The organism is Stappia sp. 28M-7, assembly GCF_014252955.1.
GTDB lineage: Bacteria > Pseudomonadota > Alphaproteobacteria > Rhizobiales > Stappiaceae > Stappia.
In genome coordinates, this window is sequence record NZ_JACMIA010000001.1 from 3,274,687 (window position 1) to 3,296,505 (window position 21,819).

Sequence of the window (21,819 nt, forward strand, 5' to 3'; positions counted from 1 at the left end):
GCTCGGTCGCCGGCGGCGGCACGCCGGCAAAGCCCCTCCCCTCGCATTGCGCGAGCCGGTATAAGCGGTTGCAAGGACAAAGGCCGGAGACCTGCCCGCATGCCGCTTGCCGCCTTTGGCGCCATTCATCTCGACACGATCGCCCATGCGGACCGCCGAATCCTGCGCGAAACCTCGACGCCGGCGGCGCTTGCCATACGGCCCGGCGGCGTCGCGACCAATGTGGCGCGTGCGTTGGCGCGGCTCGACTGCCGCATCGCGCTGGCCGGCCGGCTGGGGCACGAGGCGGAGGCCGACGGTCTGCTTAGGCAATTGGCGGCGGAAGGCGTGGAGACAGGAGCTATCCGCCGCAGCGACCTGCCAAGCGGGCGCTATCTCGCCCTGCACGATCCCGACGGCACGCTGGCGGCGGCCGTCGTCGATGCCCGCATCACCGAGATGCTGGAGCCGGGCGCGCTGCTGCCGCTGACCAGCGCGCAGGAGGGAGCCGGCTGCTGGTTTCTCGATGCCAACCTGCCGAAGCCGCTTCTGGTGGAACTGGCCAAAGCGGCCGGAGAGCGGAGGCTGGCGGCCGACGCGGTCTCGCGGGCCAAGGCCGCGCGGCTGGCTCCGATCCTGCCGCGGCTCGACCTGCTGTTCTGCAACCGGGCGGAGGCCACCGCCCTGCTCGGGCGCGACACCGAACAGGACGAGAAGCAGCAAGAACCCGACGACAGCGGCGTGAAGGCGGCAAGCGCACTCGTTAAGGCCGGCGTGCGGGCCGTGGTGATGACCCGTGGCGCTGCCCCCGTGCTTCTCGCGACCCACGCCGGCATCGACGAGATCTCGCTGACGACACGCGATGGCGCTGCTGCTCCTCCGCCGAGCATCGTGGATGTGACCGGAACAGGCGATGCGCTGATCGCCGGCACGCTGGCGGGCCTGGAGCACGGCTTGCCGCTTGCGCAGGCGGTCGCGGCCGGCATGCGGGCAGCGGCGCTGACGCTGGAATGCGCCGGCGCGGTGGCCGAGGCACTGAACTGGCCGGCAATCGCACCGACCCACTGGAAAGCAGGATAAGGAAGGATGCGCGGCAGCCGCCACCCGGCCATGCGCAAACGGGGTGACCGCGCGCCTCGACAGCGACGGGCCGGCGGTCCTATAAGGCGGTCCGCACCCAGCAGGGTACGGCAGGACGGAGCGAATTCGACATGCTGGACAAGGATATGAACGGGCTGGCTCCGGTTCTGCAGCTGGGCGAGGACGTCGCGGCGGCACTGGCCGAGGGGCGCCCCGTGGTGGCCCTGGAATCGACCATCATCACCCACGGCATGCCCTGGCCGAAGAATGTCGAGACCGCCCGGCTGGTCGAGGCGGACATCCGCGCCGGCGGCGCCGTACCGGCGACGATCGCGGCTCTCGACGGCAAGCTGCATGTCGGCCTTTCCGACGGCACGCTGGAGCGGCTGGCCAAGGCCGAGGGCGTGATGAAATGCTCGCGCGCCGATCTCGCCATTGCGCTGGCGACCGGCCGACCGGGCTCCACCACCGTCGCCGCGACGATGATGGCCGCCCATGCGGCCGGCATTGCGGTCTTTGCTACCGGCGGCATCGGCGGCGTGCATCGCGGCGCAGAGACGAGCTTCGACATCTCCGCCGATCTCGACGAACTTGCCCGCACCCCGGTCTGCGTGGTGGCAGCCGGCGCCAAGGCGCTGCTCGACCTGCCCAAGACGCTGGAGGTGCTGGAAACGCGCGGCGTGCCGGTGATCGCCCACGGGCAGGACGCCTTCCCAGCCTTCTGGTCGCGCGACAGCGGCCTTGCCGCACCCTACCGCATGGACAGTGCGCAGGAGATAGCCGACCTGCTGGAACTGCGCACCCGCTTCGGCGACCACGGCGGCGTCCTGGTCGCCAATCCGGTGCCGGAAGCGGACGAAATCCTCCCCTCGCAGATCTCCTCAGCCATCGAGCAGGCGCTGGCGGAAGCCGCAGCCCGCGGCGTCAGCGGCAAGGCGGTGACGCCCTTCATCCTGGCGATGATCTACGAGCTCACCAAGGGGCGCAGCCTCGTGACGAATATCGCCCTGGTCCGCAACAATGCGAGGCTGGCAGCGGGAATCGCGGTTGCGCTGGCCGCGCGGCGAGGCAGGAACGGAGCAGGCCGTCTCTCCTCTGACGTGTAACTGCCGCATTTTATATGCTTAACTCGCTGCGACCGGCAGCCAATGGGGGGCGCCGAACGATCCTCCCGCCCGCACCGGTCGCCGGAGTCCAATACGGCCCTGCCCAGCCTGCCCTTCAGGCGGCAACAAGGGCGAGACAGGAAGACAGAGGCTAAGATGGCGGAAGCAGCAGCTCAGACCGGACTTTCTCCGATGCAGTATCTCGACAAGGCGGTGGCGGCCCTGCGCGACATGGGCCTGATGCCCAACGGCACCGCCGAGGCGCCGATCAACGCACTGCTGGAAAAGATCTCCGACCTGTCTCCGGACAAGATCGCGGTGATCACCCGCACGCTGGGTCAGGCCCAGACCTTCAACGAGGTGGTGCGCAACGAGATCCAGGCCATGTCCATCGGCGAGCGCTACGAGGCGATCACCGAGGCGTTCAACTCGATCCGCGACGACGCCAAGGGCATGGTCGACCAGCTGGCCGACGGCAAGATCTCCTTCATGGAGAACCTGTCCAACAAGTGGCGCGACATGACCCGCGGCACGATCTCCGACCGCTTCGGCAAGATCAGGGAAACCTATCTCGACGTCGCCCGCGACACCAAGGACCAGATCGAGCGCGAACAGCGCATCCTGGAGGCCTATCGCGACTTCCGCGGCGCGCTGAAGCAGGCCGAGGTGCTGGCGCTCGAGGTGCTCAACACCGCAACGGCCCGCCTGGAAGCCGCCAAGGCCGCGCTGGAGGCCTCCAACAAGGAAGTCGAGGCGCATGACGGCGGCGATGCCGCGGCCAAGGCCCGCCTGGAATTCGCCCGCGACGAGAAGATGCGCGCGATGCAGGACGAAGAGAAGCGCTACCAGATCTCCAAGGACCTCTCCGACAACCTGACCATCGGCTACAACACGTCGGAAGTGATCATGGCGCGGCTGATGCAGACCACGAATGCCAAGGAGCGGGTCTACGCCCAGTCGGTCAGCTTCTTCTCCACCAACGATTCCGTGCTGACCGCGCTGAACGCCTCCTTCACCGGCCTGCATGGCCTGCATGAGTCGACCGAGGCGCTCAACGCCATGAAGGACGGCGTGTCGAAGTCGCTGGAGACCCTGGCGGAGATCGGCGATGCGGTGCAGGAAGCCGCGCTGAAAGCCGGCTACGGCCCGACCGTGCAGGCGGCAGCCGTCAAGAAGCTGGTGGACTCGGTCATCAACTTCCAGGTCAACTCGCGCGAGATCATCAACGAGATGCGCACCATGTCGACGAAGAACTCCGAGGAGATCCGCGACGCGGTGGAGGACGGCAAGCGTCGTCTTGCAAAGCTCGCCGCGCAGGGCAACATGATCGGCGCCTGAGCCACCCGCAAGGGAACGGCATCCATCACGGCCGGCCGCGGAAATCCGGGGCCGGTCCCGCCGCACAGGGCCGCAGGGGAACGAGTGCATGGCCTCCGACACCGCCTCGACCAGGGCACCGCTCGATGAGCTGATGATGGCGATGGACGTGGTCGACACGCTGCGCCACGACGAACGCATCGCGCTGAAGGAACTGAGCTCGGACGAGCGCGACGCTGCAATGATCCAGCGCCTGCGCGAGATCTACACGAGCCAGGGCATCGAGGTTTCCGACCGCCTTCTTCGCGAAGGCGTTGAAAACCTGAAGCAGAACCGCTTCGTCTACAATCCGCCCGCCGCAGGCTTCCAGCGCACGCTGGCGCTGATCTATGTCACGCGGATGCGCTGGGCGAAAGCGCTCCTGATTCTCTTGCTGCTGGCCGTTGCCGCTGCGCTTGCCTGGCATTTCCTGGTGTCCGTTCCGCGCGAACGCGCCGCCGAGGCGCTGCGGATCGAGCTGACGCAGACCCTGCCGACGGATATCGCCGCAACGGTGCGCCGGATCGGCGAGGTGAGCGAGGAAACCGCCGCCCGCGAGCAGGCGGCGACGCTGGCCACCAGCGGCCAGGCGGCCCTTGCCGCGAACGATGCAGCCGCCGCCCGCAAGGCGCTGGCCGACCTGAAGGCGCTGGAGGCGCGCCTGCTGCAGGTCTACGACATCCGCATCGTGTCGCGTCCGGGCACGCCGACCGGCGTCACCCGCATTCCGGAGGCCAACACCTCGGCGCGCAACTACTACCTTCTCGTCGAAGCGGTGGCGCCGGACGGAACGGTCGTGCCACAGGAAGTGACCTCGGAAGAGGACGGTGCCCGCAAGAGGGTCACCATCTGGGGCCAGCGGGTGCCGCAATCGACCTTCGACGCGGTGCGCCGGGACAAGGAGGAGGACGGCATCGTCAGCAACCCGGTGCTTGGCAGCAAGGCACGCGGCAAGCTGCAGCCCGAGTGGCAGGCCCGGGTGGAGACGGGGGCGATCACTCAATGGTAGCTCTCACCGGCACGGCTTCGCGCCGGACGACATCTGAGGGAGGGACCGGCGGGAGGCCGGCACGCACGCACAAGACGGCAAGGGGCACGCGGGCATGGTGAGCGGACGTCAGACCCTCGGCTCGATCGAAAGGGCGCTCGGCGAAGTCCGGCAGGAGGAAGACCTTCTGCGGCGGCGCGTCGATGATGCGATGCGCGAGATCAACGATCTGCGCGCGGCCGAGCTGGAGGCGTTCCGGGACCTGGCCCGGTTCCGCCTGCGCGAAGGCGGCGACAAGATCTTCGGTCAACGCATCGACAAGGACGAGGCAGAAGCCCGCCGCCAGCTGGAGCAGCGCGAACTGGCGCTGTCGGCCCTGCGCGCTCAGCACGACGCCCTCAAGAGGGACATCGCCGCCCTCACCGAGCAGCGCCGCCGGCTGACACGCGAGCGCGACGCGGCGAGCGACCGGCTCGACGGCATTCTTGAGGCCGTCGACGAGAAGCTCGCCGGCGATCCGGCCTATACCGCCCAGCGCGAGGCGGCGGAGGCCGCGCAGCGCACGGCCGAGGCAGCCCGTTCGAAGGCCAGACAGGCGCAGGACGACCGCGCGGCCAAGAGCAAGGCCTATGAGGACGACACGCTCTTCATCTATCTGTGGAAGCGCGGGTTCGGCACCTCCGCCTATCGTTCGACCGGCCTCATCCGCATGCTCGATCGCTGGGTCGCGCGGCTCGTGCGTTACGACGATGCGCGCCCCAACTACGCGATGCTGGTGGAGATCCCGCAGCGGCTCGGCGACTATGCCAGCGACCGGGAAGCCGAGGCGCAGGCCGAGCTCGCAAAGCTCGGTGTCCTGTCGCGCCAGGCGGCCGCAGAAGTTGCCGGCGAGGACCTTGCCGCGATCATCGAGACCGCCGAACGCGAGATCGAGGACACGACGGCAACCCTGGAAAAGCTGGAAGCCGAGCTGGAGGAGTTGAGCAAGCGCGAGCAGCCGTACCTCTCCGGCGAGGATTCCGAATTCCGCACCGCCGAGGAGGCCTTGCTGCGCTCTCTGCGCTCAGAGGAACTGACGACCCTGTGGCAGGAGGCGCTTGCCACGTCTTCGACCGAGGACGAACGGATCGTCCGCCGCCTGCAGGACCTCGACGCCCGTATCGAAATCCTGAACCGTGCGACAGAGGAAGACCAGCGCACGCTGCGCGATCTCGGCCGCCGGCGCGACGAACTGGCCAAGGTGACGCGCCAGTTCCGCCAGAAGCGCTACGACACCTGGGATTCCACCTTCGACAATGACAGCCTGACCGGCGTGCTGCTCGGCGAGCTGGCCAAGGGCGCCCTGTCGGGCGCCGATTACTGGGCCAAGGCCGAAAGGTCGCGCAAGCGGCGCAAGCGCCATGGCGGCAGTGTCGGCTTTCCCGGCGGCATCGGCCTGCCCGGCTCCATGGGAGGATCGGGCGGCGGCTCGGACGGGGCTCCTTCGGGGCGGCGGGTTCGGCAGCGGCGGCGGCTCCTTCGGGGGCGGCGGCTTCAAGACCGGCGACACGTTCTGAGCCACGACCAGACCCTTTCAAGCGCGCGGATCTCGCCTTGGCACATTCGCCGGGATGCCGTAATCCGCAGTCTTTGTTAACTTCGCTGTCGCAAGCTTGCGCTTGCGCGAAAGATCCGCGCAGCATCGCCTTCCAGGTGCCGCCCGGATGTCCTGCCCATGTCCGGGCCCATACAGTCTTCTTGGGGATTGCCGCAATGCTGCTCCGCCTGACCCTCGTCCTCGTTGCCGCCACGGCCCTGACCGCCTGTCAGTCCGGCCGCCGCGGGCCCGCCCCGGTCGAACCGCAGCAGGCAGTGTTGACCGTGCCGGCCGGAGCGCAGTCGATCACCGTGCGGGCCAACACCGAGACGGTTCGCCAGACCATCGTTGCCAATGCCACTGAGCGCGGCACCCCGATTGCCCAGAACCAGCCCAACATGGTGATTCTGGAGCGCACGGTGACGGGAGAAAACCCGGCTCTCGACAGCGAGTTCGGCCCCTCGGACAACGGCCCGCGCAAGTTCCGCATCCGCGTGCGCTTCCAGGGCACCGGCTGCGACACGCTGGTGGTGCAGGATGTCGCCGTGGTGAACAATGCCGGCACGGCGCTGGAGCAGGTCTTTACCCTGACCCAGCCGCAATACAACCCGCGCGACAGCCTGGTCGGCCTGAAGTCGAAGGCTGAGGCCGGCGCCCGCTGCATCTGACGGAAAATCTGGCAAATGAAAGGGAAGCGACCCAGTCGCTTCCCTCCAGCGTTGCAAGCGAGGCGAAAACGCGCTTGTCTCGCGGTCGGGTTGAATCGCCCTTCCCGTCCCGCTTGCAAACGGCAGCGCCATGGCCACCGTCTACGATCTGAAATCCCGCTTTCAGGACCTGTTGCGCCCGCTGCTCCGCCGAATGGCGGCCGCCGGCATCACCGCCAATCAGGTGACCCTTGCGGCCCTTGCCCTGTCCGTGATGGCCGGGCTTGCCATTGTCTTGTGGCCGGAAGCCGGCCTGCCCCTTGCCCTGCTGCCCCTCGTTCTCTTTGCCCGCATGGCGCTCAATGCCATGGACGGCATGCTGGCCCGCGAGCATCACCAGCAATCGGCGCTGGGCGCCGTGCTGAACGAGCTCGGCGACGTGGTTTCCGACCTTGCGCTCTACCTGCCCTTCGCACTCGTGCCCGGCGTCTCGGCGATGGCCGTCGTCGGCCTGTGCCTGCTGGCCGTGATCAGCGAGATGAGCGGCGTCGTCGGCATCCAGATCGGCGCCTCGCGGCGCTATGACGGGCCGCTCGGCAAGAGCGACCGCGCCGTCCTGTTCGGCACGCTCGGACTTTTGCTCGGCATCGACCTCATCGGTCCGGCCTTCGCCAACTGGGTGCTGGCAATCGCGCTGCTTCCTGGCGCTCTCACCATCTTCAACCGCGCCCGCAAGGCGCTGGCCGAGGTCCGGGAGGGCCGCCCGTGAACCTGATCACCAACATGACGCCGCTGCATCTGGCCATCGCCGGCATCTGGGGGATCCTGATCCTTGCCAGCATCGTCGTCTTCGCGCTGAAGCGCTTGCAGCCCGCCCGCGACCACTCCGAACTGGTGAGCCGCACGGTGAGCTGGTGGGGCATGATCGCCCTGTTCACCGCCGCCTTCCTGCTGAGCCCGACACTCTCCATCGTGCTGTTCGCGCTGGTGAGCTTCCTCGCCTTCAAGGAATACCTGTCGATGATCCCGACGCGCCGGGCCGACAGGCGGGTGCTGTTCTGGGCCTACCTGTCGATCCCGGTCCAGTATTACTGGGTGGCCGACGGCTGGTACGGCATGTTCGCTGTGTTCATCCCGGTTTACATGTTCCTGTTCCTGCCCTTCTCCATGCTGATGACGCAGCAGACCGAGGGCTTCCTGAAGGCCATCGGCACGCTCAACTGGGGCCTCATGCTCTGCGTCTTCTCGCTGAGCCATGCCGCCTTCCTGCTGGTGCTGCCGGTGATCGGCAACACGGATCCGCAGGCAGGCGCCGGTCTGTTGCTCTATCTGGTCTTCCTGACCCAGTTCAACGACGTCGCCCAGTACACCTGGGGCCGCCTGTTCGGTAGAAAGCCCATCGTCCCCGTCGTCAGTCCGAAGAAGACCTGGGAGGGCTTCCTCGGCGGCCTGCTCACGACGACGGTGGCGGCGGTTCTCGTCGCACCGCTGGTCGCGCCTTTCGACTGGCAGCAGGCCGCGGCCAGCGGGCTGATGATCGCAGCCGCCGGCTTTGTCGGCGACGTCACCGTCTCGGCCGTGAAGCGCGATCTCGGCGTCAAGGACACCGGCTCGCTGATCCCCGGGCATGGCGGCATCATGGACCGGATCGACAGCCTGACCTTTACCGCGCCGCTGTTCTTCCACTTCGTGCGCTACTTCCACGCGTGAGGACGCCATGACGCGAGGGCTGCAGATCCTCTTCTTCCTGGCAGCGCGAGTCGTCGTGCTGTTCGTGCTCGGACTGAACGTGCGCCGGCGCGAATGGCTGCCTGAACGCGGGCCGGCGGTGATCGTTGCCAACCACAACAGCCATCTCGACACATTGGTGCTGATGTGCCTGATGCCGCTGTCGAAACTGCATCTGCTGCGCCCGGTCGCCGCCGCCGACTACTTCCTCGCCAACAAGGCGATGGCCTGGTTCTCGCTCAATATCCTGCGCATCATTCCGATCGTCCGCAAACCGGGCGAACGCAAGGACGGCGCGCCCGGCGCCGACCCGCTGGCCGAGTGCCATGCGGCGCTGGCCGCCGGCGAGATTCTGATCCTGTTTCCCGAAGGCAGCCGGGGCGAGCCGGAGAAGATGGTCGCCCTCAAGAAGGGCATTGCCCATCTTGCCGAGAAGAACCCGCACGCCCCCGTCGTGCCGGTCTTCACCCACGGGCTCGGCAAGGCACTGCCGAAGGGGTCGTTCCTGCTGGTGCCGTTCTTCTGCGACATCTTCGTCGGCGAGCCGATCCGTTGGCCCGGCGACCGCACAGCCTTCATGGAGACGCTGGCCCAGCGCTTTGCCGGGCTCTCCTCGGAGAAGACCTTTGCGTCCTGGGAGTAGGCTCGCCACGCCGGGCGCTGCCCTGTGGGGTCTTGCCGAGGCGACGGTCTTCTTCATCGTGCCGGATGTGCTGCTGAGCTTTATCGCGCAGGTCTCGTTGAAACGGGCGCTCCTTGCCGCCCTTGCCGCGGTGGCAGGCGCGCTGGCCGGCGGGGCACTGCTCCATGCTTTCGCCAGCGCCGATCCGCAGGCCGCGCAGGCGCTCCTGCTGCGCGTTCCGGGCATTTCTCCCGAGCTGGTCGGGCGCGTCGCGGGGCTGATCGAGCAAGGCCTGCTTTCGGGCATGATCGCCGGCTCCCTGAGCGGCGCGCCCTACAAGATCTTCGCCGTGGAAGCGGCAACGAGCGGCGTACCCTTCTGGGCCTTGCTGCTGGCAAGCCTGCCGGCGCGGCTGTTGCGGTTCGCACTCGCCGCCCTTGCGAGCTGGCTCGTCTTTGCCAGGCTCCTCGGCGGTCTTGCGCTGCCCACGCGCCGCTGGATGCTCGCCGGCGCGTGGCTGGTGTTCTATCTCGGTTATTTTGCCGGGATGGGCTGGTAGCGCAGCGGGCGGCACCGAAGCATCGCCCGGTTGCATGTATACCTCAGCGCACGGCGACGGTGATGCACCCCGACAGCACGACACCAGGGGCCTTGGGCGTGGTGTTTTTCGTGCAGAACGAGTCGCTCCCCTTGAAGCCCTTGGCCGGCGTGTAGACGAGCCCCTTCCCGGTGACCTGCACCTTGCCGTTCTTCGGGGCACGCGTCACCGACACCTTGTTGGCCGGGACGCTGGTTTTCGTCCGGTCGTTGATGACATTGGTAAAGCCGATCCGACACGACTTGTCGGCTGCCGTCATCTGGAAGCTGCCGGCCCCGTTGCCGCGCCCCCATCCCCGGCCGTTGGATCCGGTGCAGGCGGCATGCACCGACGAAGCGAAGATGCAGCCGGCAAGGACCGTCGCTGCAAAAACAAATCCGGTCGTCTTCATGTCAATCACTCCCGATTCCCGAAAATACTTGCAAGACTCGTGAACATCGTCAGTTCTTGCAGGGGGTAACGACTGCAAAATCTGCAGTCGAGATTCTCGTAGCACCCGCCTATACTTCTCTCCAATCACCCTGGCGGGTGAAGCGGCCCGGCTTCGGGCCGGCACGAGGAGCACGCGATGGACGAGGGTCGCAGCTATCACCCGCAGGCCGATGCAGAGTTCATCGACCTGATCTACGCCGCGCTCCTGTGCGAAACCTCGTGGCAGACGTTTTTAGACCGGCTTTCGGCGAATGCGCCTGGCGGCAGAACGGTCATGTTCTCCCACAACATGAGCCAGGCGGACGAGTATCTGGCCATGGCGTCCCGCTTCGAGGGCCCCGAGCTTGCGGCCTATGCGGCCCACTACGTGAACCTCAATCCCTGGCTCGACCATTGCGCCGCGCGCAAGGTCGGCCTCGGGATCCATTCCGACGAAATCATATCCCACACGCAGATGCTGCAGACGGAGTTCTACAACGATTTCCTCGCGCCCAACCGCATCGCCCGTTCCATCGGCGTGACCATCGACAAGTTCGGCGAGTGCCCGCTGATCATCTCGACGGTTACCAGCAGGCCGGATCCCGAGATGAACGCGCGCTTTTCCGAGCAGCTGACGCGCATCGCGCCGCATCTGCAGCGAGCCGCCCGGTTCTACCGCAACAGTCCGTCGCGCTGGTCCGGCTTCGACCTCGGCGTCTCGCTGTTCGATTCGCTCGATGTCGGCGTGGTGGTGCTTGGGGAGAACGGAGTTGTGCGCACGATCTCGCGCACGGGCCAGCAGTTGATCGAGAACGGCGCCCCGATGACGGTCTCGCCGCTCGGCAAGCTGCGCCTGCGCGAGGAAGACGCCCAGAGCGTGCTGCAGCAGATGCTGAGACGCTCCTACGAGGGTCCGAAGACCGCAAGCCTGTTCAGCTGCGGCATGCGGCTGACCTTGATCAGTGTGGAAAAGGACCGCCTCTCGCTGCTGTTCGAAGGACCGACGGTCGCGATCCTGATCCAGCCGCCGGGCGGGACGGGCAACGCCGTCGATCTCGACCAGTTCGCCGGCGCCTACGCACTTACGAAGGGAGAGCGCCGAGCCGTCTCGGGGATCGTCGAGGGCAAGAGCGTGACGGAGATCGCCGAAGAGGCAGGCCTGTCGCGAGAGACGATCCGTACGCAGCTGAAGAGCGTCTACGCCAAAACCGCGACCGGCGGGCAGGCGGACCTGCTGCGCCTGGTGCACGGCTTCCCGTCCCGCCCGCAAAGCAACCGGCACTGAGGATATCACGGCAAGGCTAAACACCCCCCTCGATCAACAAACAATGGTTATTAAGCATGGAAAAAAACAAAGAATTCAAAATATATGTAGATGACATAGATAGAAGATTTCTTGAAATGATAGAATGGTCCCAAAAAATGGGACTAATGGATATACTCAAGCTGCACGCTATACAACTAACTGGAAATGATAACATTGATGAATTATCGAAACATGAGAAGGAATTGATATTTGAATTTATGAGACCTGCCTTGACGTGGGCCATGCAGCAAAAAAGGCGGCATCACTGAGAGAAAAATAATGGCAACCAAAGTAACCAATGTTGAATTCAAAAATATTGAAGATTTTCCCATCGATAAAGATGGGATTGAAATCTGCAATATGTGGAAGAGCATCCAAAGTTTGTCGGAAATTCCGCGCGAGTTGATAGAAAAAATCCTCATCATGGGAGGAGATTCAAATTTTGACTGCACTCCAGAAATACTTTTTGTAGGAAGAAAGACGCTGGCGCAGTCAGTTGTCTCTCAACTGGAACCAGGGTCGGCCGCAGCGCTCTTCCCGCTAGATTATCGTCAAGCGCTGCGGCACGGGTATGTCACCTCCACTCACAATAGAATAGCTGTTTCGGAGATTATAGAAACAGACTCACTATCATCCTTCGCCCCAGGAAAGATAAATTACCTTAGAGTTATACTGCCAACAACAATGAAGGGCGGCCTTCCAATAATATTGATCTACTCTCAACTTATTCCAGAGAATTCCCCGAAAAGCGCTGCGAAAGACGTCCCACTCCCCGAGCATCACAGGATACAAAAGCAAGATCATGCAAATCAAGCTGATGCGGAGCCTTCTTCCAAAGAAGCCCTGGGTATATAGTATTATGAAATCCCCAATTGGTATTTACACCAATTTTTATTAACGGAGGTCGCATCCATCCATAGAGAAGATTCGGCCTAAATTCATTAAACGAAAGAATAATCAGGATCCTAATAAGGTTTGAAGAAATTTTTTTGCCGCGAAAATCCTCCGCTACAAACCCCTCACCTAAGTACACCCAGGGACCAAAAATTCCGCGCGCGTGCTCAAGTGACATCGGTATAATTTCAATAGGATCCCCGTTTCCATCAGTATAGATACGTGTCCAATACTCGGAGATGAAACGCTCCAGATCCCAGCCTTTTATGTCGTCGAACCTCGCGGCGGCGGCTGCGACAGGACGCCCGGCGCGATCTTTAGCAACAATCCACATAAGTCGATTCGGCGGAAGGGTATTCAGCCTCCGGCTAAAGTGCTCACCAAGCTTTCCCTTGGGAAAGGATTGGCAAATACGTTCGAAGTCCGATATCTCATACCCGACCTCGAGCGACCCGCACCCTGCACTCAGAATGCTTGCCTTCATCTTAGAAACTGCATCATACCCCGACAATATGTCCATAATACACTCCCTACATGTCGCTTCGCCTAATGCGCCGCGCATAAGAGAGATATTATTGAGAACGAATACATAAAAGCCTAACTTGCCAGAACGTCCTTCACCATCGTCGCAAGCTGCTTCAGCGTGAAGGGCTTAGGCAGGAACGAGAACTTCTCGTTCTCCGGCAGGTTCTTCTCGAAGGCGTCTTCCGCATAGCCCGAGACGAAGATGATCTTCAGATCCGGCTGGGTCTTGCGCAATTCGCGCAAGAGGGTCGGCCCGTCCATCTCCGGCATGACCACGTCGGAGACGACCAGATCCACCTCGCCGTCCGTCTCTTCCATGATCTCCAGCGCCTCTGCGCCGCTGGAGGCCTCATGCACGGTATAGCCGCGCGAGGTCAGCGCCCGGGCCGCGAAGGCACGCACCGCCTCCTCGTCCTCGACAAGCAGAATGGTGGCCGAACCGGTGAGGTCCGTCAGCTGCGGTGCCTCGACCGGCTTCACCTCCACCTGCTCCGCCTCGTTGCGCACATGGCGCGGCAGGAAGATGCGGAAGCTCGTGCCCTTACCGAGCTCGCTGGTGCAGAAGATGAAACCGCCGGTCTGCTTGACGATGCCATAAACGGTGGAAAGCCCGAGGCCCGTGCCCTTGCCGACCTCCTTGGTGGAGAAGAACGGCTCGAAGATCTTCTCCATCACCTCGGGCGTCATGCCGGTGCCGGTGTCGGTGACCTCGGTCAGCACGTACTCGGCGACCGGCATGCCACGCGTGCCCTCGTAGGACTGCGACTGGTCCTCCGGCACGTTGAGCGTGCGGATGGTCAGGCGCCCACCCTCTGGCATCGCGTCGCGCGCGTTGACCGCAAGATTGACGATCACCTGCTCGAGCTGGTTGAGGTCGGCCATCACCGGCCATAGGTCGCGGCCATGGACGACGCTGAGCTCCACCTTCTCGCCCAGAAGCCGGTCCAGCAGGATCGACAGGTCCGCAAGAACGTCGTTGAGCGCCAGTTCCTTCGGGCGCAGCGTCTGGCGCCGCGAGAAGGCGAGCAGCTGGCGCACGAGCCCGGCTGCCCGGTTGGCGTTCTGCTTGATGTTCATGATGTCCTGGAAGGACGGATCGCTCGGCCGGTGGCTGGCCAGCAACAGGTCGGAAAAGCCGATGATCGCGGTCAGCACGTTGTTGAAGTCGTGCGCCACGCCGCCGGCCAGCTGGCCGATTGCCTGCATCTTCTGGCCTTGAGCGAATTGCGCTTCCAGCACGCGCTGGGCGGTCGTTTCCAGAACGTAGACGATGGCGGCATCCGCATCGTCCTCGCCGTCGCGCACCGCCGAGACATAGACGGTGGCGGACCGGCCGTCCTCGCGCTCGTCGAGACGCACATCCACCGGCGGGATCTCGCTGCGACCCTCCGCGGCAGCGGCAAGCGCCTCCATCAGGGCCGGGCGCGACGGCGCGGTCACATGATCGACGAGCTTCGGCGCCCCCTGGGTGGTGTCGGCCGTGCCGAACAGGCGCACGAAGGGGGCATTGGTCTTGCTGATGCCGCCGTCATGGTCGATCGAGGCGATGGCGATCGGCGTGTTGTTGAAGAAGCGGGCAAAGCGCACCTCGGACGAGCGAAGCGCCTCGGCCGCGTCCTCGCCCCGGGAGCGGTTGAGCACCAGGGTACGGCTCTCGCCCGGCAGACCGCCGGCCCCGAAGGGCACGCGGTGCAGAATACGCACCGGCATGGACCGGCCGCCGCGTGTGGTCAGGTCGAGATCGAAAGTCTCGGTCTTGACCTCGCCTGCCTTGCCCTGGACGGAGAGCAGGAGCTCCGCCCCGTCGCCGCGCATGAATTCGCTGACGCCGAGCGAGCCGGCCTCGAAGCTGACGAGGTCGTAGCCGAGCCAGTCGGCCAGCGTGGCGTTGAGATAGACGACGCGCCCGGCAGCGTCGCAAGAGAAGAAGCCGGCCGGCGCGTGATCGAGAAAATTGATGACCCGCTGGAGCTCCTGGAAGGACGTCTCCTGCTCGGTGCGGTCGCCGCTGATGTCGGAAAGCTGCCACACGGTGCAGCCGCGCTCGCCGCCCCGCCCCGTGACCAGCGGCAGCGGCCGCACGCGCACCCGATACCAGCACGGCTCGCCGTCATTGCGCCCGAGCGGATGCGGCAGGCGGATTTCCTCCTCTGCCGTGCGTTCGGCCTCGGCTGCCCGCGTCAGATGGAAGATCGCGTCGGTCGCAGCCGGGTCGGCGGAAAAAACACGCTCGACACCGCGCATCTCGGTCGGCCCCTCGGCACCGATCAGCCGGGCATAGGCATCGTTCGCATAAACGATGCGTCCATCCCGCTCGACCACCAGCACGCCATCTTCCAGCGTGTTGAGAAAAGCCGCGGGTACGGGGCTTGCCGGTGCGCGCGAAGAAAAGCGCAGCAGGCCGATGGCACCCGCGAACAGCGAGAACACGCCGATGACGGCAAGCACGCCGAGCAGCGCCAGAACGAAAGGCTCCGCGTGGTCGCGCTCCATCAGCGACAGGGCTGCGGCGGCGCCGACCAGGCCGACCGCAAGCAGGATCAGCAACAGGATGCTGCCTGAGCGCTCCTGCCGCTCGACCGCGGGAGACGACGGACCCCGTTCACTTCTGCTCATTCACATACCCCGTGGCGCCAAACGCGCCAGCCTCCCCTTCGGCACCCACCGCGCACTCATGCGCCCGGCGACAGGAACCGCTCCTAGCTCCGCCAGGCGCGGCGTTCCCGCATTCGATAAACGAAACCGATCACTTCTGCCACAGCGCGATACTGCTCTTCCGGTACTTGCTGGTCGATGTCGATCACAGCAAAGAGTGCGCGGGCCAGCGGCGGGTTCTCGACAATCGGGACCTCGTTGTCCCGCGCGATCTCACGGATCTTCAAAGCGACCGCGTCCGTTCCCTTCGCCACGCAGATCGGCGCCTGCATGCCCTGCTCGTATTTCAGCGCCACCGCATAGTGAGTCGGGTTGGTGACCACCACCGTTGCCTCGGGCACTGCCGCCATCATGCGCCGGCGGGACCGCTCCATGCGCAACTGGCGGATCTTGCCCTTGACCAGCGGATCGCCCTCGGTCTGCTTGTATTCCTCCTTGATCTCCCGCTGGCTCATCTTCTGCTTGTCGAACCACTTCTTGCGCTGCCAGATATAGTCGAGGCCCGCAACCACGGTCATGACCGCGAGGATCGCTGCGATCAATTGCAGAACGAGGATCTGCACCTCCTCCAGCATCACGACCGTTTCCCGGAAGATCATCGTGTCGATCGTGTCGCGCTGCGGCCACAGGACGGCGACCATCAGGCCGCTGACCACGACGATCTTGATCAGGCCCTTCGCGAAGTTGACGAGGCTTTCGGAGGAGAACAGCCGCTTGAACCCCGCCAGCGGCGAGATCTTCGACAATTTCGGCTTCATCCGCTCGGCGGACCAGATGAGCTGGTGCTGGATGATGTTGCCGATGACCGCCGCCGCCAGCAGCAGAAGAAGCGGCAGGGCCAGGATGGCGCCGATCCGCAGCCCGGTGTCGCGCCACAACTGGCCCAGACCTCCGGCATCGACGGGGATCTGGTGCGAATGGGCAAGATAACCGCGCAGCGCCGACTGCAGGCTGTCCGCCGCGCCCGGCGCGAGCAGCGCCACCACCAACCCGGTGCCGAGCATGGTGAACCAGGTCGAGACCTCCTGGCTCTTGGCGACGTCGCCCTTCTCGAGCGCGTCATCCAGCTTCTTTTGCGTGGGGTCTTCTGTTTTCTCGGCGTCGTCGTCTTGTTCGGCCATCGCCCTACCCCGCGATGAACCGGCCGAGCGCCGTCTCGAAATGCGACAGATACCACATCATCACCGTCACCAGCAGGGCGAAGAGCATCAGCCCGCCGATGGCGATGTTGAGCGGCATCGCGATGAAGAAGATCTGCATCTGCGGCATCAGCTTGTTGAGCAGACCCAACCCGAAATAGAAGACGAGCCCGACGACGATGAAGGGCGCGGCAATGCGGATCGCGATCGAGAACAGCTCCGCCGTCAGCATCGTGGCGAGTTCCGCCATGTCGCCGACCGGAATGCCGCCGCCGGGCGGGAACATGCGGAAGCTGTCGTTCATGGCCGCGATCACCAGATAGTGCAGGTCGAAGGCGAAGATCAGCGTGATCCCGAGCAGGCTCAGGAAGGAGCCGATCACTGCGCCCTGCTGGCCATCCATCGTCGGATCCGTGGCCATGGCGAAGGCAAGGCCCGACTGGTTCGCGATGATCATGCCGGCGATGGACAGGACATAGGTGATCAGCCGCGAGCCCAGCCCGATGAAGAAGCCGATGGCGAACTCGGAGGCCAGCAGCACGCCGATCCGCGGCAGCGGCATCGTCGCGTCGACCGAATAGAGCGGGGCGGCGACCGGATAGAAGACCAGCGTCAGCAACAGCGCCACCGCCAGGCGGATATTCGGCGGGATCGACCCCTCCCCCAGAGCCGGCATCAGCATCAACATGGTGCCAAGCCTAGCGAAGAGCAGCATGAACAGCAGCGCCACCTGGGGAAGAAGGGAAATGTCGAAGCTCATGGCCGGACTACCTGGAGCCGGTGACGATGAGATCGGCGATAACGGCTGTATAGGATTCCAGCGCCTGCCCCATGAAAGGCAACGCGATCAGCAATGTCACGAAGATGGCCAGGATCTTCGGCACGAAGACGAGGGTCATTTCCTGGATCTGGGTCAGCGCCTGGAACAGGGCGATGACCACGCCGATCAGCAAGCCGACAATCATCGGCGGAGCGGACACGATGATCAGGGTCCAGATGCCCTGGCGGGCGATGTCGAGGACCTCCGGCCCGGTCATGCTGTTCCTTCCGCTCAGGCACGCCGCCGGAGGCAGCCGGCGGCACCGCTCATGCTCAGATCGGCATGCGCATGATTTCCTGATAGGCAGAGATCACGCGGTCGCGCACCGAAACGAGCGTTTCCAAAGCCACCTCGGTCTCGGCGACCGCGGTGACGACATCGACGACATTCGCCTTACCCTCGGTCAGCGCCAGCGTCTGCTTGTCGGCATCGCGGCCCTGATCGACCACCTGTTCGACGGCCGACTTGACCATATTGGCGAAATCCGGCGTCGCCGTCGAAGAAGTCTTAACCTTTGTATCCTGATTCGCCCCGGCAAGCGCGGACGTCATGCGGTAGGCGCTGGCGGCGATCGAAGGCGTGGACATCTCGTTCTACTCCGGAAGGAAGGCGGGCGCGGCCGGTCAGGCGCGCAGGATCTCGATGGTCTTCTGCAACATGCGACGTGTCGCGCTGATCAGATTCAGGTTGGCCTCGTAGGAACGCTGCGCCTCGCGCATGTCGACCATCTCGACCAGGGTGTCGACATTGGGCGTGCGCACATAGCCGCTCTCGTTGGCCGCCGGATGACCGGGCTCATAGCGGGTCTTGAAGTCGGAGCGGTCATATTCGACTGGTCCCAGTTCCACCACCTCGGCCTTGAGCTTGCGATCAAGCTCGGCGCTGAAGGTCGGGATCTTGCGCCGATAGGGATCTTCCTGGGCGGTGCGCCCGGTCGAGTCCGCGTTGGCGATGTTTTCTGCGATGATCCGCATGCGGCCGTTCTGGGCCTTCAGGCCCGTTGCAGCGATGAAGATCGACTTGACGAAATCCACGGTCAAACTCCCCGACCCTTGCGGGTCTGATCAAGGCGCGCGATCTCAGCCGTTGCGCGACAGAGCGGTACGGATGAGGCCGAGCCCCTTCTGGTAGAGCGAGGCAACCGTCTGGTAGTCCATCTGGTTGGCCGTCACCTTCATCATCTGCTCCTCGAGCACCACCGTGTTGCCGTCCGGCGTGATCTCGAAACCGCTGGCATCGTCGCGCTCCACGCCGCCGCTATCGCGCATCATCGAGCCGACGATATGGGCGCTGCTGGTGCGAGCCGTCGCAAGGCCGACGGTGCGCGTTGACAGCGCCTTTTCGAAGGAGAAGTCCTCAAGGTCCTTGCCGCGAAAACCCGGCGTATCGGAGTTGGCGACGTTCTCGGCGAGCACGCCCTGCCGGCTCTGATGCCACTGCATCTTCGACTTGAGCGCCAGAAACAGCGGCAGGTCCGAGACCGACATGGAACGATCTTCCCGTTGCGACGAGGGTTAACGACTAGGCAGATCCTGCCGGGCAGATGGTTAACGATGAGTTAACGATTAACGTTTCCGAAAGGAGAAGCCCCCGATTTCCCGCACATGAGAGGCGCAAGTTCCGGTGGCAGCTTGCATATTGGCGGCAGATATCGGCATTTTTTGCCGGGATGCGTTAACCTTCCCTCTTTGAGAGAATCGTACAAAACAGCTAAACAGGATGCAGTAAGGCAGGATTCGCGCGCGTTCGCCGGGCAAGACCGGTTGCGCGATGCCATGGATCGGGGTTAAGGCGCGGGGAACTCCAACGCCGGACGGACGGGTAGACCGGACCGCAAGGCTCGCGTGACAGGCGGGCAGCGGGCGCACCCTCGAATAGGAAGAGGCCTAGAAAGGCATGACAAGTTGGCTGGTTGACACCTTTCAGATGGAACCGGGTTGGGCCCGTGGCATCGGTTTCTTTCTCGCGGTGGCGATTGTCCTGGCGCTGATATCCGTCTTCATCTGGATCCTGCGCCGCATCGCCGGAAGCCGAAGCCTCGGAAGCCGTTCGCGCCAGCCGCGCATCGCGGTGATGGATGCCGCCTCGCTGGACACCCGGCGGAGGCTCGTGCTGATCCGGCGCGACAATGTCGAGCATCTGCTGCTGGTCGGTGGGCCAAGCGATATCGTCGTCGAGCAGAACATCGTGCGCGGTGTTCCCGTATCTCAGGCCTATCCGCGGCAACCGGCGATGGGCAACGAGCTTTCCGCCTCTTTCAAGCCGGCTGAGGCCGAGCCTCAACCGGCTCCGGCTCCCGCCCCGATGTCCGCACCGGCAAGCGCCCCTGCTGCGCCTGTGGCGCAGACCGCGCCTCAGCCGATGGCACCGCGTCGCCAGCCGCAGGCCCCGGCACCGCGCCGCGCCGGCGAGAGCAATGGCAACGACGCCTCTCCGCTGAAGCGCGCCGGCGCCTCCGTGGCAGCAGCAGGCGCCGCGGTCGCAGGCCTTGCACGTGCCGCAGCTCCCAGCCGCGCCGAGCCGCGCAGCGAAGCCCAGGGATCGGCAACGTCCGGCACGGCCCCCTTCTCCTCGCGCCCGGAAGCGCCGGCCGCTCCGGCTCCGCGTCCGCCGCTGCGTCCGCTCGGCATGCAGCCTGCGGCCCCGTCAGCCCCGCAGGCACCAACTGCCCAGGCTCCGCTTGCAGCTCCGAAGGCTCCCGAGATGCCCCCGGTCGCCGCTCAGCCGGCGCCGCAGCCGCCGATTGCGCCGCAGCCGCCAGTCGCTCCTCAGCCCCGCCGCGAGCCGCTCCCGCCGATCCGCCGCAACGTGACGCCGCCGTCTTCCGGCCCGGCGGCCAACGCCCGTACGGCCTTTCCGCAGTTCACCGAGACGGCGGACAAGCCCGCGCCTGCCGGCGACAAGCCGGCGGCTCGCGGCGACCTGTCGGGCGTGACCGCAGGCGCGGCCGCTACTGCAACCGCCACCACGGCCTCGACGACCCCGAGCGTGACCACCCCGGCTGCTCCCGCAGCTCCCAAGCTCGAGGTGAAGCCTGAGGCCAAGGTCGAGGTGAAAGCGGAGCCGAAAGCAGAGGCAAAGCCGGAGACCGCTGCAAGCACTCCGGCACCGGCGGCTGCATCGGCACCGGCCCCAACCCGCGTCGAGCCCGACCTGGCTTCGCTGGAAGATGCCCTGCTCGCCGAGCTGGACCAGTCGCGCGGCAGCGCCCCTGCGGCACGCACCGAGCCGCGCGCCGACTTCAGCCCCGCCCCGGTCACACCGCAGGCATCGGCCGCTCCGAAAGTCGAGGCGCCGTCGGCAGCACCCGCCGCTCCCGCGACGGCAGAGCCGGACGCTGCGAGTACGGCCAAGCAGGAGAGCAAACCGGAGGCGCCCAAGGCCGAGGATACGGCAGAGGACAAGCCCACGGACACCGACGCTGCCGCGGAGGCCGACAAGGGCGAGACCGCAAAGAAGGACAGCGGTCCGGTGACCATGGACGCGATCGAGGAAGAAATGGCGCGCCTGCTGAGCGAGATCGGCGGCCCGCGCAAATGACGGTGCAGCGTCCATGACAGGGGCCCGGCACGCCGTCCTGCCCTACCGCAAGACGGCGGTTGCCGCCCTTGGCTGTCTCTCACTGTTTCTCCTTGTCACCGGGGCACATGCCCAGGGTGTGTCGATCGATTTCGGCGAAGGCTCGGGCCTGACCGAACGGGCGGTGCAGCTCGTCGCGCTGCTGACGGTGCTGAGCCTTGCGCCCTCCATCCTGGTGATGGTGACAAGCTTCACCCGTATCGTGGTGGTGCTCTCGCTGCTGCGCTCGGCCATCGGCCTGCAGACGGCACCACCCAACGCGGTGATGACCTCGCTCGCGCTTTTCCTGACGCTCTTCATCATGGCTCCGACCTTCGAGGCCGCCTACAACGAGGGCGTCCAGCCGCTGGTCGAAGGCAATATCGAGCTGCCCGAAGCCTTTGAGCGCGGTTCGCGCCCCTTCCACGCCTTCATGCGGGCGAATGTGCGCGAGAAGGACCTGGCGCTGTTCACCGAGCTTTCGGGGCAGGAAGCACCGGAGACGCCGGAGGAGATCAGCATGCGCGTGCTGGTGCCGGCCTTCATGATCAGCGAGCTGCGCCGGGCCTTCGAGATCGGCTTCCTGCTCTATCTGCCCTTCCTGATCATCGACCTGGTCATCGCCTCGGTGCTGATGTCGATGGGCATGATGATGCTGCCGCCAGTGGTGATCTCACTGCCGTTCAAGCTGATCTTCTTCGTGCTGGTCGACGGGTGGAACCTGATCGCGGGAAGCCTCGTCCAGAGCTTCTCCAGCGGTTAAGGCCCTGGCGGTAGCCCGTTTTTCGAAACGTCCGTTCTGGAAACGCCGGTTTCCGGGTTGCGCGCGGA

The 21,819-nt window shown here is 65.0% G+C and carries 22 protein-coding genes; 14 read left to right on the plus strand and 8 right to left on the minus strand.

Annotation, left to right across the window (positions count from 1 at the left end; all coding sequences use genetic code 11):
- Positions 1–99: 99 nt before the first annotated feature.
- The 10 genes from H7H34_RS14680 (at position 100) to H7H34_RS14725 (ending at position 9,641) form a co-directional block, all read left to right on the plus strand.
- Positions 100–1,059: a PfkB family carbohydrate kinase gene (locus tag H7H34_RS14680; RefSeq protein ID WP_185925606.1), complete on the plus strand. Its 960-nt coding sequence runs from the start codon at positions 100–102 to the stop codon at positions 1,057–1,059.
- Between the two features lie 131 nt (positions 1,060–1,190).
- Positions 1,191–2,165 carry a pseudouridine-5'-phosphate glycosidase gene (locus H7H34_RS14685; RefSeq protein ID WP_245165089.1) on the plus strand — a complete coding sequence of 325 codons (975 nt, stop codon included), beginning with the start codon at positions 1,191–1,193 and terminating at the stop codon, positions 2,163–2,165.
- Positions 2,166–2,321: 156 nt separating this feature from the next.
- On the plus strand, positions 2,322–3,503 hold the full coding sequence (locus H7H34_RS14690; protein WP_120267292.1) for a cell surface protein: 1,182 nt from the start codon (positions 2,322–2,324) through the stop codon (positions 3,501–3,503).
- A gap of 88 nt (positions 3,504–3,591) precedes the next feature.
- Positions 3,592–4,530, plus strand: a complete 939-nt coding sequence (locus tag H7H34_RS14695) for a DUF6384 family protein (protein WP_185925607.1) — start codon at positions 3,592–3,594, stop codon at positions 4,528–4,530.
- A gap of 94 nt (positions 4,531–4,624) precedes the next feature.
- A complete protein-coding gene (locus H7H34_RS14700; protein ID WP_185925608.1) occupies positions 4,625–6,145 on the plus strand; it encodes a coiled-coil domain-containing protein in 1,521 nt (506 codons plus the stop codon).
- A 116-nt stretch (positions 6,146–6,261) separates the two neighbouring features.
- Positions 6,262–6,753, plus strand: coding sequence for a hypothetical protein (locus H7H34_RS14705; protein ID WP_208996605.1), 492 nt, complete (start codon positions 6,262–6,264; stop codon positions 6,751–6,753).
- Positions 6,754–6,883: 130 nt separating this feature from the next.
- Complete coding sequence (locus H7H34_RS14710) at positions 6,884–7,501, plus strand: CDP-alcohol phosphatidyltransferase family protein (RefSeq protein WP_185925609.1); 618 nt, start codon at positions 6,884–6,886, stop codon at positions 7,499–7,501.
- Positions 7,498–8,442, plus strand: a complete 945-nt coding sequence (locus H7H34_RS14715) for a phosphatidate cytidylyltransferase (RefSeq protein WP_209006231.1) — start codon at positions 7,498–7,500, stop codon at positions 8,440–8,442. Before H7H34_RS14710 ends, H7H34_RS14715 begins: the two co-directional genes overlap by 4 nt.
- Before the next feature lie 7 nt (positions 8,443–8,449).
- Entirely contained in the window at positions 8,450–9,103 is a 654-nt protein-coding gene (locus H7H34_RS14720; RefSeq protein ID WP_185925610.1) for a lysophospholipid acyltransferase family protein, read from the plus strand.
- Positions 9,087–9,641, plus strand: a complete 555-nt coding sequence (locus tag H7H34_RS14725; protein WP_185925611.1) for a hypothetical protein — start codon at positions 9,087–9,089, stop codon at positions 9,639–9,641. Before H7H34_RS14720 ends, H7H34_RS14725 begins: the two co-directional genes overlap by 17 nt.
- A gap of 43 nt (positions 9,642–9,684) precedes the next feature.
- On the opposite strand, the gene H7H34_RS14730 is transcribed toward H7H34_RS14725, so the two are convergent.
- Positions 9,685–10,071, minus strand: coding sequence for an Ig-like domain-containing protein (locus H7H34_RS14730; protein WP_097173540.1), 387 nt, complete (start codon positions 10,069–10,071; stop codon positions 9,685–9,687).
- 177 nt (positions 10,072–10,248) lie between these two features.
- Between H7H34_RS14730 and H7H34_RS14735 the strand changes: the two genes are divergently transcribed.
- Positions 10,249–11,376, plus strand: coding sequence for a helix-turn-helix transcriptional regulator (locus tag H7H34_RS14735; protein WP_185925612.1), 1,128 nt, complete (start codon positions 10,249–10,251; stop codon positions 11,374–11,376).
- A gap of 300 nt (positions 11,377–11,676) precedes the next feature.
- Entirely contained in the window at positions 11,677–12,252 is a 576-nt protein-coding gene (locus tag H7H34_RS14740; RefSeq protein ID WP_185925613.1) for a hypothetical protein, read from the plus strand.
- Between the two features lie 636 nt (positions 12,253–12,888).
- Here the strand turns inward: H7H34_RS14740 and cckA are convergent.
- From cckA to flgB, 7 genes are all read right to left on the minus strand, one after another.
- On the minus strand, positions 12,889–15,432 hold the full coding sequence (gene cckA, locus H7H34_RS14745) for a cell cycle histidine kinase CckA (RefSeq protein ID WP_120267286.1): 2,544 nt from the start codon (positions 15,430–15,432) through the stop codon (positions 12,889–12,891).
- Between the two features lie 83 nt (positions 15,433–15,515).
- Positions 15,516–16,592, minus strand: a complete 1,077-nt coding sequence (gene flhB, locus H7H34_RS14750; RefSeq protein ID WP_120267285.1) for a flagellar biosynthesis protein FlhB — start codon at positions 16,590–16,592, stop codon at positions 15,516–15,518.
- A 4-nt stretch (positions 16,593–16,596) separates the two neighbouring features.
- Positions 16,597–17,370, minus strand: a complete 774-nt coding sequence (fliR, locus tag H7H34_RS14755) for a flagellar biosynthetic protein FliR (protein WP_185925614.1) — start codon at positions 17,368–17,370, stop codon at positions 16,597–16,599.
- 7 nt (positions 17,371–17,377) lie between these two features.
- Entirely contained in the window at positions 17,378–17,647 is a 270-nt protein-coding gene (gene fliQ / locus H7H34_RS14760) for a flagellar biosynthesis protein FliQ (protein WP_185925615.1), read from the minus strand.
- Between the two features lie 55 nt (positions 17,648–17,702).
- Positions 17,703–18,017 (minus strand): flagellar hook-basal body complex protein FliE, encoded by a 315-nt coding sequence (fliE, locus tag H7H34_RS14765; protein ID WP_120267282.1) that lies wholly within the window; start codon positions 18,015–18,017, stop codon positions 17,703–17,705.
- Between the two features lie 36 nt (positions 18,018–18,053).
- Positions 18,054–18,464, minus strand: a complete 411-nt coding sequence (gene flgC / locus H7H34_RS14770) for a flagellar basal body rod protein FlgC (protein WP_120267281.1) — start codon at positions 18,462–18,464, stop codon at positions 18,054–18,056.
- A 45-nt stretch (positions 18,465–18,509) separates the two neighbouring features.
- On the minus strand, positions 18,510–18,917 hold the full coding sequence (gene flgB / locus H7H34_RS14775) for a flagellar basal body rod protein FlgB (protein ID WP_185925616.1): 408 nt from the start codon (positions 18,915–18,917) through the stop codon (positions 18,510–18,512).
- 409 nt (positions 18,918–19,326) lie between these two features.
- Between flgB and H7H34_RS14780 the strand changes: the two genes are divergently transcribed.
- Positions 19,327–20,970, plus strand: a complete 1,644-nt coding sequence (locus H7H34_RS14780; protein ID WP_185925617.1) for a FliO/MopB family protein — start codon at positions 19,327–19,329, stop codon at positions 20,968–20,970.
- Between the two features lie 13 nt (positions 20,971–20,983).
- A complete protein-coding gene (fliP, locus tag H7H34_RS14785; protein ID WP_120267278.1) occupies positions 20,984–21,751 on the plus strand; it encodes a flagellar type III secretion system pore protein FliP in 768 nt (255 codons plus the stop codon).
- Positions 21,752–21,819: the final 68 nt, after the last annotated feature.